This is a genomic window from Amycolatopsis sp. TNS106 (assembly GCF_019330265.1).
GTDB classification, from domain to species: Bacteria; Actinomycetota; Actinomycetes; order Mycobacteriales; family Pseudonocardiaceae; genus Amycolatopsis; species Amycolatopsis lurida.
In genome coordinates, this window is sequence record NZ_CP024972.1 from 2520729 (window position 1) to 2536392 (window position 15664).

The 15664-nt window shown below is 63.3% G+C and carries 12 protein-coding genes; 11 read left to right on the forward strand and 1 reads right to left on the reverse strand.

The window, feature by feature from the left end; genetic code table 11:
• The first annotated feature begins 19 nt into the window (after positions 1–19).
• The 11 genes from CVV72_RS11380 to CVV72_RS11430 all read left to right on the forward strand — a co-directional run bounded on the left by CVV72_RS11380 (position 20) and on the right by CVV72_RS11430 (position 14716).
• A complete protein-coding gene (locus CVV72_RS11380) occupies positions 20–997 on the forward strand; it encodes a L,D-transpeptidase (protein ID WP_219152399.1) in 978 nt (325 codons plus the stop codon).
• 38 nt (positions 998–1035) lie between these two features.
• A complete protein-coding gene (locus CVV72_RS11385; protein ID WP_219152400.1) occupies positions 1036–1731 on the forward strand; it encodes a hypothetical protein in 696 nt (231 codons plus the stop codon).
• Between the two features lie 192 nt (positions 1732–1923).
• The gene (locus CVV72_RS11390) at positions 1924–2538 is read left to right on the forward strand and encodes a hypothetical protein (RefSeq protein ID WP_219152401.1); all 615 of its coding nucleotides are present in this window, start codon (positions 1924–1926) and stop codon (positions 2536–2538) included.
• 344 nt (positions 2539–2882) lie between these two features.
• On the forward strand, positions 2883–3575 hold the full coding sequence (locus tag CVV72_RS11395) for a hypothetical protein (RefSeq protein ID WP_219152402.1): 693 nt from the start codon (positions 2883–2885) through the stop codon (positions 3573–3575).
• Positions 3576–3606: 31 nt separating this feature from the next.
• Positions 3607–3861 (forward strand): hypothetical protein, encoded by a 255-nt coding sequence (locus tag CVV72_RS11400; RefSeq protein WP_219152403.1) that lies wholly within the window; start codon positions 3607–3609, stop codon positions 3859–3861.
• A gap of 17 nt (positions 3862–3878) precedes the next feature.
• Entirely contained in the window at positions 3879–4397 is a 519-nt protein-coding gene (locus tag CVV72_RS11405; RefSeq protein WP_219152404.1) for a hypothetical protein, read from the forward strand.
• Complete coding sequence (locus tag CVV72_RS11410; protein WP_219152405.1) at positions 4381–5475, forward strand: histidinol-phosphate transaminase; 1095 nt, start codon at positions 4381–4383, stop codon at positions 5473–5475. Before CVV72_RS11405 ends, CVV72_RS11410 begins: the two co-directional genes overlap by 17 nt.
• A 419-nt stretch (positions 5476–5894) precedes the next feature.
• Positions 5895–8279 carry a type IA DNA topoisomerase gene (locus CVV72_RS11415; protein WP_219152406.1) on the forward strand — a complete coding sequence of 795 codons (2385 nt, stop codon included), beginning with the start codon at positions 5895–5897 and terminating at the stop codon, positions 8277–8279.
• Between the two features lie 84 nt (positions 8280–8363).
• A complete protein-coding gene (locus CVV72_RS11420) occupies positions 8364–9260 on the forward strand; it encodes a hypothetical protein (RefSeq protein WP_219152407.1) in 897 nt (298 codons plus the stop codon).
• A 240-nt stretch (positions 9261–9500) separates the two neighbouring features.
• Complete coding sequence (locus CVV72_RS11425; protein ID WP_219152408.1) at positions 9501–11564, forward strand: hypothetical protein; 2064 nt, start codon at positions 9501–9503, stop codon at positions 11562–11564.
• 83 nt (positions 11565–11647) lie between these two features.
• Complete coding sequence (locus tag CVV72_RS11430; RefSeq protein WP_219152409.1) at positions 11648–14716, forward strand: rhomboid family intramembrane serine protease; 3069 nt, start codon at positions 11648–11650, stop codon at positions 14714–14716.
• Positions 14717–14960: 244 nt separating this feature from the next.
• Here the strand turns inward: CVV72_RS11430 and CVV72_RS11435 are convergent, their stop codons facing one another.
• Entirely contained in the window at positions 14961–15497 is a 537-nt protein-coding gene (locus CVV72_RS11435; protein ID WP_219152410.1) for a hypothetical protein, read from the reverse strand.
• Positions 15498–15664: the final 167 nt, after the last annotated feature.

Sequence of the window (15664 nt, forward strand, 5' to 3'; positions counted from 1 at the left end):
CCACGGAAAGGAGGCTCCGATGGACAAAGACGGCGACCAGACCCAGCGACCGAATCAGTCCGGACACGAGCAGGACGCCTCGCTCGGCCCGAACACCCCCTTGGGACGGCGCGGCTCGACGGAGCCGCCCTCAAACGCGCGGAACCGCCGGACCGGACTGGCCGCGATCGCGGGGCTGGCCGCCGCCGCCATCGCGCTGGCAGCCGCGATCATTATCACCTCCGGCGAGCCGACGGCGACGATCACCATCTTGCCCAACACTCCGCACTCATTAGCCAGCGAACAGATCGTGGCACCGCAGGAGATCAACGCACAGAGCCTCGCCGAACTCCCCCACGCTACAACCTTCACCACCATTACCGACGCACCACAGGACCCCGCGCCCAGTGCGCGCACCTCGGGCCGGATCATCCACCCCACCGCCACGATCGCGGTGTACGCGCAGCCCGGCGGGCCGCCGATCGCGGCACTCCCCGCGCAGCAGACGTTCGGCGAGCTGAGGACCGAAACAAAGGTCCCCGTGATCATCGAGGAACCCGGCTGGGCGCAGGTCCTGCTGCCCAGCCGTCCCAACGGATCCACCGCCTGGGTGTACCTCGACGACCCGGACGTCACCGTCGAACGGAGCAAGCACCGCCTCGTCGTCGACCGCGCCCGCTTTACCCTGACGCTGTTCGAGCAGGACCGCCACATCGGGGTCTGGACGGTCGGCATCGGCCGGCCGGGCGCGATCACCCCGGCGGGCCGAACCTTCATTCTCTCGTCCATTTTGGACACCAGCCCGAAAGCGTTCAGCCGTGTCGTCCTGCCGCTCGGGTCGCATTCGGACACCTACTCCAGCTATGGCGGCGGCCCGGGGACTGTCGGCATCCATTCCTGGCCCACCCCAGCGGTTTTCGGGCGGGCCTCCTCAGACGGCTGCGTCCGCGTTCCCGCCGACGCACTCGACGTGATCTCCCGAACCGTGCCCCTGGGCAGCCTCGTGGAGATCACGTGACCACCCGCATTCACTTCACTCAGTCAAGGGGGGACCACGTGGTCCACACACTCGATCGACCTGCCACCCGCCGGACGTTCGTGACCGCCGGCATCGGCGGCATCCTCGCCGCAGGTGTCATCGGCGTCACCGCCTCCACCACAGCACCGCCCGCCGCCGCAGCCGGATCCACCGCGTTCGGTGTCAGGGCGACCGGGAACGAGAACAAGGCCGCCAACAGCGGCTCCGTCTCCGGGATGTCGTTCTCCGCGTCGGGAATCTCGACTGAGACCAGGCCCGGCTACGCCAAGGCGACCGTCGGCAGCTTGACCGTCGGCGGCAAGGCACTCGGCTCGGTCACCGCGACCTGCGAACAAGGGGTCACCAAGGTCACCTTCTCCGGCAGCGCCCAGAACACCAAGTTCTTCCAGGTCGTCCCGGGGAAGGGCGGCGGTCCCAGCGTCGTCGGCGTCACCGTCACCATCACCGACGCCAAGGGCACGAAGAGCCAGACCGTGGCCGCCGCCGGAGTGAGCTGTGACAAGGCGACGACCCCGCCGACCACACAGCCGCCGACCGGCAAGCCCAACACGACCGGCACGCCGGCCCCCACGGGCAAACCCACCGGCAAGCCCGCTACCCCGACGCAGGGAGCCGGCAAGCCCGGAACCGGCAAGCCGGGACCGGGCAAGACACCAGAGAAGGACGCCACGCCGGTCCCGCCGCGACCGGGCCACCACGCGGTGACCGGGTGATACCCGCCGGGGCAGCGCCCGCCAGCGCTGCCCCGGCGCCCCTCTCCCGTTCCGCGGACAGGCTCGTCCATCTCACGGGCGTGCCGACCGGCTGGAACGGACAACAACCCGAGGGGAAACACCAGGTTTTCCCTCAATCCCAACAGTGAATGAACGACGACGCGGACTTTCGCCGCATCTTGGAGGAGAAACGTGAATTCGACGACCACCACAACCGGCCGCGGGCGGATCGCGCTGACCGCGCTCGCGCTCGGCGCACTCGCCGTGGGCGGGGCCACGGTTACTACGAGCACCGCCAGCGCCGCACCCGCCGGGGTCATCAGCATCGACGGCAACTGGGAGCCGGGCTCCGCGCACGCCAGACTGAAGCTCGCCCCGGACGCGGACGTCGGCCCCGTCCCCGGCGGCCTCGCGGGAAGCGACGTACCCGCGATCGCTCCGGACGGGACGGAAGTCCGCGGCCTGCAGTCCGACCCGTGGTCCGGTCTGTCGCACCGCCGCGGCGACAACCAGGCCATGCGGTCCGCGGGCGGAGTGCAGGCGCAGGGCGGCTCCTACGTCGACATCACCGCCAACGGTGCCCGGCTGCGCGCGTCGGTCCCGAGTGGTCGTGTCCTGGCCTACGGCTACCGCAGCTCGACCGCCTACGTCGGCTGCAAGATCCCGCACCGCGGCTACACGTGGGGCTGGATGAGCCTGTACACCTCGGGCGGCTGGCGCAGCGGCTGGATGCGCAGCGACCTGTGGGAAGTCCGCCAAGGCACCGGACCCGGCGGCGGCGGCACCGGATACGTCCCGTGGTGCTAAGCGCGCCGCGCTGATCCGAAACATCGGTCCGCTCTTCAAGGGGTAGCGGGTCCGCGGCCTGAGCCGGACCCGCTACCCCGCCCGGTGCAGCGCATCGCCTCGTGAATCTCATAGATCTAACTATCGACATCGTGCCCCAGGAGGCCACCATGCACACCAACGCGAGATCCGATTTGGCGGCGCCTGGCTCAGTCCGCAGGGGCCACCATCGGTCGCCACGCACGTGGTCCAAGCATCTCCGCCATCTAGCCTACGCATCGTTCCGACATGCTCAGGGCAGTCAAGCTCTGCAGGTTCATTTTGTCCAAAGCTACGTCCGGACGGCACTGGGCAACGGAGCACCGGTGGCATTGCCCCCTCGTCAGCGGCTCCTGGACAACGCAACCAACCTGACGGTTCCTACTGGTCATTTGGCCGTCGACAACTGGCTCGCGCGAGCACAATTCTTATTCTGGTCGTACAACATCTGGGATATCGCCCAGTCGGTTCTGACCAATGACCCGGAAGCTCTTCCCGATCGTTCCCAGCTCGACGACCGCGCCCGCGCCGCCGGCGCCCGTCCGGGTATGAGCAGTTTCAGCGAGGTGGAGTTGACCAGTCTTGCCGCCGCGTTCGAGAGCTATCGGAGTACCCGACCGGAGAGCCTCACCGCACAGGTCGTGGTGAGTGAACGGTTCCTGCCGCACCTGCTGTACGTCGAACTCGGCTTCCAGGGCCACGGGGATCCCTATCCCGCTCGTCCGCGGACCGACGGAGGCGATGAGCACGAGAGCCGCTTGCTGAGACACTGCCTGACTGCGCACCGCCACTTCTCCGACGCGACACCGTCAACCACCGATCAGATCTACCGGCAGGTATGCCGCAGACTCGACGGCCTCCTGCTTCCTCCTGCCGACCGCCGCAACGCAGCCACGTACACCAAGCTCATCGAGTCCTACAACGTTCGCCATCCCATGGCCACCGTCACCCGGCTGCACGTTCCAGAACGTGCCTTTCCTCCGGGCAGAACACAGCCAGCAGAACCGTCCTCGCGATAGACAACCCCATGAACAACGACACGGAGCAATGATGACTCTCTCCACCAAGATCGTCGTCAGCGTGGTTGCGCTGGCTGCCATAGCCACAGCGGTCGTCCTGTTGACCACCGGCGCGGCAGCCACGGTGATCGGACCAGGCCATGCGGGCGGATTCACCGTCCACCACAGCTGGGACGACTGGCTCGACAGCCTTGACAAGGTCAGCCGATCAAGCTGTCGCCTCACCTGTGCTCGATCAGCCCACGAACCCGGCCTTTTCGCTCGAGCGTCCAACCTCAGTGCCTGAAATCCGCAGGAGACGACATGACTCGCAGCAGCAAGCATCAGCTGCACAGCACCTCCAACTCAGTCGCCGACTACGCAGCCAGCCCAGGACAACAGCTAGTCGTGCCCGCGGTCCACGCTGGAGTCGCGCCCATCGAATCCCTGTCGTCCGGCGTCGTACGCATACCGGGCTACCGTCACACGCCGCCGTCGTTGCGCATAGGTACGGAGAGCACGTACTTCATCGTCCAGGGGCTCGTCATCACGCTGGCCGGGCCGGAGCTGGAGCGCACGTATCTCCACTCGCCTCACTCGATCATGATGATCGGAAAAGGTGTGCCACACGTTCGCGTGAACCTGTCCGCTGAGGTCGTCATGATTCTCGAATCCAGCACAGATCCCCACTTCGATTCAGATGTCCAGCCCCTCCACAGACTCAAAACCCTCGCCGAAGCCCGTGTGGCCGAGGTTCAGAACGACTACCAGTGCGGCCGATATCACGAACAGCTGCAAGCGGCCTCGTGGAACACGGTGGTGTGGCATGTCACCAACTCCTGAACACAGCGCCGTACGCGACAGCGACACCCGCCGGCTCAATAACTTCGCCGAGCTCGCGGCAAATGAACTGCCATATCCCCCACCCGCCTCCATACGCGCGGCGATCACTGATCACGTCCGGCTCAATCGATATCCGGACCCTGCATCGGCCGACTTGACCGCCGCCTTGGCAACACATTTGCGGACAGCTCCACAACACATCATGCTCGGCGCGGGTTCGTCATCAATTCTGCAACGACTGACACGGGCCGTGTGCTCGCATTCGGACGACACCGTGCTCTGGACCACGCCGGCATTCGCAGCATTCGACGTCTTCGCCCGGCAAGCAGGAATCGGTGTCCAGCGTGTACCGCACACCGGCGGCGAAATACTCAATCTCGACGCGATGCTCAAGGCGGTCACCCGATCCACCCGGCTGATCATCCTCGTCAATCCGCACAACCCCACTGGGGCGATCGCTCACGGGGAGCAGCTCGACGCGTTCTTGGGACAGATCGACGATAACGTCACCGTCGTCCTCGACGAGGCATATATGGAATTCGTTGCCGATCCACGCTATGCCGACGGCGCCAACGTGGCCAAATCCCGCTGGGCCGCCGGCCATGAGAACATCGTCGTGGTCAGGACGTTCTCCAAGGCCTACGGACTAGCCGGCGCCCGCATCGGCTACGGGCTCGCCCCCTCAGCACTTGCCCGCACAGTGAACGACGCCGCGGTACCGCGCGAGCTCACCGCAGACGCCCAGGTCGGAGCTCTCGCGGCACTGGCCGATCAAGTGGCGATGAGGGAGAACGTGGCACGGATCAACGATGAACGTGCACGGGTGCTCACGACTCTACGACGGTTCGGATACGGACCTGCAAACTCGCACGGGAACTACCTGTGGCTGCCACTGGCCGACGACTCCCATCGATTCGCGATCCACTGCCACAGCATGGGAATCAAGGTGCTCGACATCGCTGACCACGGAGTCCGCGTCACCATCGGCTCCGCCGCCGACAACGACGTGTTCCTCCGAGCCGCCCACACATGGGCTATCGGCTCAAGTACTGCGGCTCCACCACCGACGAGCCAGTGATCTCAGCCTAGATCCGAACAGGAGTATCACACCAACGTTGCCACGCCTGTCGTACACCACGAACAGTCAGGGCACCGCGGTCGCGCGCCGTGCACCCGGACTCTCAGCGTTATGTGACTCTGCCGCACCCTCGCTCGAGTTGGAACCACCCTTCAGACCGCACACCATCGCCCTGGCGAATAGATCGTTATACATGCGTTGCGTCAACGTTGATGAACTCTCGCCATGCGCGATGACTGGTCGACACGTTGTCGAACACACGTCGCACCTCCGATAGTCACAACGAGCCCCGCCGGGTGGTCGTCAAGGACGCACACCTCCACGTGAAGCCATCGCCAGTCCAGATCTATGGACGGCCATTTGACTCATTCATTCACATACGATTGACTGATTGCGAGTGGCGACGCAGAGGAGAGGCGATGGTGGTTGGGATCCTGGCTGAGAAGCCAAGCGCGGCGAGGCACCTTGCCGCTGCGCTTGGCGGCGTGAGCGGAAGCTACCGGAGCGAGCAATTCATCATCACTCACGCCCGCGGCCACCTGTACGAGTTCGCTGACCCGCACACCATGGTGTCCAGCTCGCCTTCCCTGACCGAGAAGTACAAGCAATGGGACCTCGCACACCTGCCGTGGAACCCGAAGGACCTCGATTGGAAACTCACGCCCGTCACTGGTTCCGGCTCAGTTGCCCAAGGCGTGTTGCGGCAGCTCCGACACTGCACCGAGATCGCCATCGCCACAGACGTCGACCCCACCGGAGAAGGCGGACTGATCGCCGTGAATGCCGTCCTCGAACTCGGCTTGAAGCCCACGACCTGGTCACGCATGTACTTCACCGATGAGTCGGTCGTGTCCTTGCAGAAGGCGTTCACCAGCCGCAAGGCGATCCCGTCACTGCAGGACCTCGACGAGTACAAGAAAGCACGCTACCGCGCCCAGTTCGACTTCCTGTCAATGCAGTTCACACGCATCGCCACCAGCATGGCGCGCGCTTCAGGGCGGGACGCCGTACTACGCCAGGGGCGACTGAAGTCCGCGATGGTGAAGTTGGTCGGCGACCAGCTCAAAGCGCTCGACGACTACGTCAAGAAGCCGTTCTTCCAGAACCGATTCCGCGACGAGAACGACGTGATGTACGTCAACCCCGACGAACCTCGGTTCGACCAGAAGAGCCACGTGCCGCAGCGATACGACTCCTCCCCCGTGGTCCTCGACACAACGACAGCGAAACGGACCGCCCCTCCCCGACTACTGGACCTGGCATCGCTGTCCTCCGTACTGGTGGACAGGAACATCAAGGCCAAACTTGTCCTCGCCACGTACCAGACGATGTACGAACATCAGGTCGTCTCCTACCCGCGCACCGCGGACAAGACCATCACACCCGAGCAATTCGACGAGCTCGCCCCCTTGGTCGACAGCATCGCGGATGTAGTGGGCGTCGACACGGACCTGCTGACTCACCGCAGGCCCAGGACCACGCACGTGAAGCCCCAGGGGGCCCATGGCGCGAATCGCCCCGGTCCGAAGGTTCCGGTATCACTCGACGCTGTCGAGAGCACGTACGGCATTGCCGGACGCCTGATCTACGAGACTCTGGCAAAGAACTATCTGGCGATGCTCGCCGAGGACTACGTCTACGAACAACAGAAGGGGCACGTTGGGAGGTACCCAGTATTCGTCGGGATGGCCAACGTACCGCGCTCGCCCGGTTGGAAACTGATCTTCGATCCAGACGCAGTTGACACCGTCGCGGAGGGCGAGGAGCGCAACTCGAATGTAAAAGGCCTGGGACGCATGGCTGAACCGTTCACCTTCGAGGGGGCGAACAAGCGCCCGGAGCACCCGAGCATGCGATGGCTGATGAAGCAGTTGGACAAGCGCGACGTCGGCACGGGCGCGACGCGCACCTCGACCTATTCCGACGTCACCTCAACAACAGCGAAGTATCCACTTCTAGTGGAAAGGGGACACAAGCTACATCTGGCCGACGCCGGTGAGATGAGCTGGCACCTGCTACCAGGAACCAAGATCGGCGACCTGACTATGACCGAAAAAGTCCACGCCGATATGCGCGACATCGCCGCCGGCAGGGCAACGGCTGACGAGCGACTCGAGGTTGTCGCCGACTGGGTTGTCCAGGATATGGCCACCATGCAGAAGAACGCGACGACAATGCGCTCCGCACTCGGCCTGCGGCAACATCCTCAGGCCGCTCGCGCCCAAGGTACGTGGCAGATGGCACCGGGAGGCCCCAGGAAAGTCACCTTCAAGAAGACCTGGTCGGACCACGTGTTCTCGGAGGACGAGATCTCGAAACTGCTGATGGGGGACGAGATCTCCTTCCAGGCGAAAGACCGCCACGGGAATGATTTCGCCGCACACGGCAGGCTCGGGCTCGGCACCTATCGGGGCCGCAAGTTCATCGGGTTCCAACCCGAGACGCCTGATCGGCCGACGACCTGGTGCGGCAAGACCTTCACCCCTGCCGAAGTCGAAGCACTTGAGGCCGGGCAGTCGCTCGAGATCGGCGATTTCATCAGCCCCAATAGTGGCCGCTCTTTCGGATGCTCCGTGAGCTGGGATCCGGCGGCGAAGAAGATTGTGCCGGACTTCGGGAGCCGCGACCAGCCTCCCTGGTCCTGGTGCGGCGTGCAGTTCACCGACGCACAGCGTCGAGCTCTGGCAGCGGGAGAGACAGTCGAGGGCACGGGCTTCGTGTCGAAGGGTGGCAGGAAGTTCGACGCACGAGTGACTTGGAAGGACGTCGGCGGCAAGAAGAAGCTTGTTCCGTCGTTCGACTGACGATCGACATTCGAGCCCAACCGCAGCACAAGACACAGGTAGCGATCAGATACCAGCAACCGCGCACACGTGAGGGAGGTAGTTATGGCGAAGGCGTCCTACAAGGTACCGGCGAGCATAAACAGGTCCTTTCTGGACCACGAGATCACATTGAGCAAGGGAGGATGGGCGGCCAAGCCCTCCCCTATCAAACAACTGCTCTTCTTCGGAGGATGCGGGCTCGCCCTGCTGTGGATCACCACCTCCACATTCATCTCCAGCGCGTCACCGGCTTTCGTCATACTCTTCCTCATATGGGGCCTCGCAGCCATCGTCTACTTCGGCGGGATGACCAAAACCAGGCAGCTGCGAGTCAGGACTCTTCCCGCACTGCTCGCGTACGTACCGGCGAAGGCACGCCACGTATATGTCCGCCGCAATTCCAACCCGTCCGATTTCTACTCGATAGTCGGCATCGACAGCATCGATCCCGACGGAAGGATCCACTTCCCTGACGGCAGCGAAGGGCAGGTCTACCTGATCGTGGGCTCGGCCAGCTACCTGCTCTTCGATGCTGACCGGATCGAGATCCTCGACCGGGTCGACTCCTTCTGGCGCAAGGTGGACACCTCCTGTGAATGGGTGATTATCACCACCAAGGAGCCACAACGGATCCACCATCAGGTCGCTAACCTGGAGAAACGCAACCACGCGCTGGCGATCCGTGATCCGGATTTGGTCGAGCTCCAGAACGAGCAATACGACATTCTGACTCAGCACGTGGGTGGGAAGTTCACCTCGATACATCAATACCTGCTACTCAAGGGGAAGAGCGCGGACGCCTTGCGCCGGGCCCACACCATCCTCCAGGCCGAAGTAGAGGGAACGGCCCTGATGATCAAAGAGGCAGCGGTCCTCGACCGCATCGACGCCGAGTCGATGTTGCGGGTGTTCTACCGCGGCCGCAACGACTTCTCATCAGGCACCGCGACGCTGAACTGACAGTCGATCCCACCGCGGAATAGGCGAAGGACGAAGGACACGATGGCTTGGCCAACGATGCTTCGCGCGCAGCTGCGTATGCCAAGGCGGGCGACGCACGACCCGATAGACAGGAAACGGGTAGAGCCGCATGTGCCAGGCACCGGAGATAATGTCGAAACGTCCGAATCGACAACGCGACGACGGCAGCGCCGCCAGGCCGCGAGAAGACTCGCGGGCAATTTCGACTCATATCCCCACTTGCTCGCACTCAAGCCGAAGGAACGGTATCTCTTCCGCTCCGACTACTTCGAGATTGACGGTTCAGTCGCCTGCATTCTCGCGTACTTCCACGATGACGCGGCACACGACAACTTCGCTGCCTTCTGGGGTATCGACCGGATCCCGGATGGCCTTGACGACCAGGTCACCGCAGTAGTCCTGGAGCAAGTACGGCGAATGGATGACAAGTGGGTCGACTCGTTCACCAGGCAGTCAGAGAAGCTCGACAGGTTGGACGCACAGGAGCAAGCAGAGGCGGGCACGACGTCGACGAGGCTAAAAGCAGCGAAGATCTCCTCGGACCTAGCGGCCACCATCGCCGAGATCCAAGATGGCGCAAGCTATCTGTCCGTGCAGAATCGTCTCTTCGTCAGTGCCCCCAACCTTGTAGTCCTCGACGACACGATCGACCGCATCACCCGCCTGTACATCGATCGATTCGGCACACTCAAGGCCGCCCCCTACGCCGGCGAGCAGCGCCAGGAACTCTCCGCGCTCTGGAAGGACAACAGCAAGAAGCGTGGGAGGGGCTTCCATTTCACCTCGACCGAGCTCTCCGGATCATACTCGCTGGTGACCAACGGCCTCAATGACCGAGCCGGAGAGTACGTCGGCTACATGGTCGGCGATGTCAACAACTCCGCCGTGCTCATGGACGTCAACGCCTTCGACCACCATCTCGTCGTCGCCGACGCCACCTTCAGCGACTACCTCGAGCATCAGCGGATCTCGAACATGTGGTGCTCGAAAATCTCACAGGCATGCCTGCTCGGCAATGGCAAAGTCGTCCACCTCGTTCTCGACGGAGCAGATCTCGACAAGCTCGGCCCGGGGTTTGAGCGCATCACCTCTCGCGTCGACCTCAGCGCTGGCGACGTGAATATGTTTGAGATGTTCGGTGAGGAAACGGATGAACTCGCCGTCTTCTCCGCGCACATGGAGAAGCTGAAGCTGATGTTCGAGCAACTTTACGAGACAACGGACGGTGCGATCGGATCGATCATCCGCAGCGCGCTCGAGGACACCGCAACAGACTTCTACGTCGAGCAAGGTATGTGGCGTCATAACGCCAAAGAACACCGCGATAGCTTGCGCGTAGTCAACATCCCCCACACACAAGTGCCGCGCCTGCAAATGTTCGTCGCCTATCTGGCGACAGCTCACAAGACCCTGCTCAGTTCCTCGAAGACAGATCCCGACCAGCTTCGGGCGTACAACGTGCTCCGCGGCATTGGCAACGCGATGCTGAGCACGAATGGCGACCTGTTCAACAACCACACCGCGAACACGGTCGACGCAGTACGAGACTCGCAGCGCGTGCTGTACGACTTCTCACGGCTGCTGCGCCGTGGCACCGGGGTGGCCATGGCACAGTTAGTCAACATCGTCGGCTTCGCGGTCGGCACTCTCGGACGCGGCGACACTGTCGTCATCCACGGCACCGAACTGATCGACGACCGGGTGAAGGGATACCTACGGGCACAGTTCGATCGCATGCACGAACGCGGCAGCCGGGTGGTCTACAGCTACAACGACGTCGACAAGATGCTCGCCGACTCTGACTTCAACACGTTCGACGCCGCCGACTACACCTTGCTCGGCCCGATGCGCGATCGGACGGTGACGGAGTACCAGCGGCAGATGCATCAGCGGATTCCGCCCGATCTGGCCCATCTCATCACCGCCAAAGGCGCAAACCTCACCTTTCTCCGCCGCGGCGTGTCCAACGTGGTCTTTCACCTCGACCTCGCGCTGGGGATCAATCCGCACCGCGAGGCCCAGCGCAGGCAGGTTCGGCGTGAAGCGGCCAAAACCGACGAGACGGCGAAGGTTGACGCAATCATGCACCAGAAGCCGGTCGCTGGCGCGAACCTCACCAGTAACCGGAAGCCCGCTGCTGACAGGGAGCCGTACGACCGCAACCTGCGCGCACACCGGAATGACAACGCCCCGAGGAAGTCCATCGGAGACGAGGCGACGGGTCCGCAGCCCAAGAAGATACCCCAGGCACCACTGACGCGAGCGACAGAGGACGCACCATGAACACCCTCACCAGGCCCGTGCCACCACCACGATCCCCAGCCTCCAGTGGCGCCCACCACGGACCTCGCCGTGTATTCGCCCTCGTGCTGCTCGCGATGCTGGTTGCCGTACCCCTGCTGCTGCTCGCGACACCGGCGTCGGCCGACAACAAGTCCAACGAGGAGCGCGATAACTACTCGCTCTACCAGCTTGCATCGAACGCCTCGACGTATTTCAGTCAGGAGAACTCGCCCGAGGGTGAAAGCGACCCTCAAGACCGGATGACCGCAGATTGGCGAACTGTCACAGGAAGGCCAGCAACCGGCGGGGACATGCTCGGCTACGCCGACCCCGAATTCAGTATCGGCGACATCATCGGCTGGCTTTTCGCCGAGATCTCGGGCTCCTCACAGACCGTTGGGTACGGGACACTCAAAGCCGCGGATGGCGACGGCGCTGACATCTACGCGGGCATGCTGGACTACGCCCACTTCGGTGCGACGAACGCCGATCTCGGGCTGGACACGATGTCCTCCGGGATCGGCGGTCAGATCGTGGGCATGATCGGCGGGTCGGTGATCTGGGTGCTGTACGCACTGGCTCTGGCAGTGGGTACGCTGTTCTTTCTAATCATCCAGCTCCTCAAGATCATCAACCCCTTCCTGTGGTTCTACCAGGCTGTCTCCGCCGTCAACGAAACTTTCGGCAACGGCATGGTGTGCGCCACCGATGGTTTCGGTGCCGAGACATGCCATACGGGCGGCGGAGCCCTCGCGGGCCTGCAGAACTGGATCAATGACTGGTACGGCATGCTCACAAGCATCGCCTGGGAAGCGCTGATTCCGTTGTTCATCGCGATCACGATCATCGGTCTGACGCTGTTCAAGAAGATGGACCGGGGATCAGCGATCAAGAAGCTCCTGGTACGCATCGTCTTCATCGGGGTCGGATTACCGCTGATCGGCTCGATGTACACCGGCGTGCTCGACAAGTTCGACGACTCGCTTCTGGGCCAGCACTCAGGCCCAACGAGGGTGGTCCTATCGACGTACGTGGACTTCGAGGCCTGGGCCATGAACGACCGTCTAGGGATCCCCGACGAGGCGGACATCGCCTGGGACAACGGACAGGCCAGCTCGAACGCGCTGATGTCAGTACGCACTACCGCCCTGGCGATCAACAAGCAGTCACACGGCAGCATCTACGCCGGCATCACCGTCGGGAAGAAGGCCACCGACGCCGAGGCAGCCTGGCGCGAAGGCACAACCCGTGTGGATCGCACAGCGACAGACGACGCCAACGCCGTATTCAGGACGTTCGGGATCATCGGCAACTACATCACGGGCACCGAGGTCGCGGCGTCGGACTTCGAGTCCGGGATCAAAAGTTCGATCACCAAGCTCGACGTCGCTACTGACGACAAAAAGGAATGGTTCATCGACAAAAAAGGCTACGGCGACCTGGACGCCTTCGGCGAAGACACAGACTACGGCCCGACGAACCACCCTGTGCTGTCAGTTGGCAACGGCGGCCTGACATCGAGTACACCGGGCGGGAACGCCACGACCTACACGACGCCAGGCACGAAGAGCGGCTGTGGCTTCACCGTCTGGACGAACAACGCACCCGCCTCGTGCAACATGTCGGCTCTGTCGATGTACAACTACCTGAACACCGGCTTTGGCACGGACTCGCTCACCATGTACTCGTCGAACAACGCCACGAGCGGATTCACTCGCGAAAACCACATGGCTGTGAGCCAGGTAGGTACAGGGCCAGCGAGCTTCATGTACTGGCAGAACGCAGCCACCGTGCTCGGGTCGATCGCACTCCTGGGCTTCTGGTACGCCATCGGTATGCTCGTCGGCGCGGTGAAGCGCACCTTTAGTCTGGTCGCGGCTGTCCCGTTCGCCACCTTGGGTGCGATCGGGGCGATCAGCAAAGTGATCGTCTACTCGACTGCACTGATCCTTGAAGTGCTGGTCACCTTGTTCATCTACCAGTTCGTCTCCGAGTTCCTGATCTCCATCCCGGACGTCATCGCAGGGCCGATGTCGAATCTGATGGCACCGGGCGGGCTTTTCGGCAGCGCGGTGCTCGGAGGTATCGTCGTGGTGATTCTGACCCTAGTTTCTTCGCTGCTGATCCTCGGCGTGACCTTCGGCCTGCTGAGGGCACGGAAAGTCGTGTTACAGGCCATGGACGAGATAGTCACCAAACTCGTCGACAAATTCCTCGACACAAACACGGCTCCGATGCCGAACAAGGGCGGGATACTTCCCGCTCTCGCGTCGGGTGCTGGTGCGGGCGCGGGCATGGCCCTGGGCAACAAGCTCGCCTCCGGCCTTGGAAACGACAACGTCGGCCGGAAGACCCCGCGAACGAGCAAGACCGGCGAGACAGCTCCGTCGATGAACGCCGGTGGCACCAATGGCGATCCGAAGACGTTGACCGCAGCGGCCGAGAGGCTCAATCTCGGTCCAGGGGGCGACTCGGGCGGTGGCGTACTCACCGCACTAGGTCCACACGGAGGCGGGCCGGCCGGAGGCACACCGGGTCATAACCTGCCCGGTGGCGCCGGCGACGCGAAGACCCTCCCCTCCAGCGACGTCCCTGAGGGCAGGCCCTTGCTACTCGCCGGCGACGCCGGGCAGAGCACGCAATCGGACAAGGAAACGGCCCAGGCTCTGAATCGACGCGGCGGCCTCTCACGATTGGGATACCACTCGGCGCCAGCGCTCGAGCCGGGTAAGACCTCCGCGGGGCAGCAACGCTTCCGATCCGGCCCAGCCCCCGGCGCGCAGGGCCCCGACGGCATGAGCGGAGGCCAACCGTCGAACAGTGATCAGCCTGCCCCGCCGCGACCGCACCCGCCAGCACCGCCCGGCGGCGCAGGTTCGACGAGGACACGTCGCCCCGTGCAGAGCACCGGAGGTGGCAACCCCACGCGGGACAATTTCGAGGACAGGCCGACAGGCAGCCGGACATCCGCGTCCACCGGCGGTTCGGCGGCCACGCGTCCCATCGGCCTGGCCGCCAAACGTCCACTCGGTATTCCGCGAGATCCGTCCCAGCCATCGTCCGCACCGCGGTTGGCGAAGAGCCGCCCACGGGTCGTGCCGCAGCCGGATACTGTTTTGCGGAAGGGAAACCAACAGAAGCCCGAAGAATGACGGCGATCCTGAGCGCATAGCGCATTTCCAGACTTACCATTCCCAGACATTTGTGAGCCGGTCAACCATACGTCGCTGGCCTGCGATGCCTGCAGTTTCGCTAGAGCACGATCGATCTCGTCCTAACTCATCTGTTCCGAGTTCCCAGCCCAGGCACACCGAGATCGAGGGGCAGACGCCCTCCGAGGTCGCGCCGCTGCTGGGCCTGACCTCGAACGGGGTCTCCGCGCTCACCTAGTTCGGCTCAGCCGCAGTACCTGGCCAGGGCTGCCTTTCCCTGGTCGCTGTCACGAGGAACTAGCATGTCGTTCTCAGTGCCTTTGTGGAAGATGTACTCGAGCGTGATCATGTCAGGTTGAACCGACAGGGTGCCGCTGCCTGCCTTGCTGCCGCTCCCGTCGGATCCGTTGTCGTCGTCCCAGATTACCGAGGTGTTCTCGTTGACGATCGTGCCGGTCGACTCGAGGGAATACATGCCTTCAGCTGACTGACCGCCGCCGACGATGCTGTCAGAATCGATGTCCGCGAACGCCTTGGTGAGCATCGCGCACTTCTTCTTCTCGCTCGCGGTCAGCGAGAGGTAGGTGATCTTGGTTCCATCGATGACCACGAGATTGCCGTGCTGGCCTTCGGCGACGCTGATGTAGGTACCACCGGCACGCTTCCCGATGTCGCCGGACGTGCTGCCATCACCGCAGGCAGAGTGTGTGAGTCCGATGAGAGTCGCTACGATTGCGCCCAGCGTCGTCTGTGTCCTGCGGGAAGTCCACGCGGTGAACACGCTGTCCGTCCTCTCCCTCTGACGAAACCCTCCACGTTCAAGAGGCGTCTTCGATGGCTCAGGTCCATCGTCATGTACTGACAAGATCCAGCCAAACACGCCGATGTATCTATGGCCAGCGACTGTCCGGAGCCAGGAACGTTACCTCGTCGCCAAGTATGGCAGAA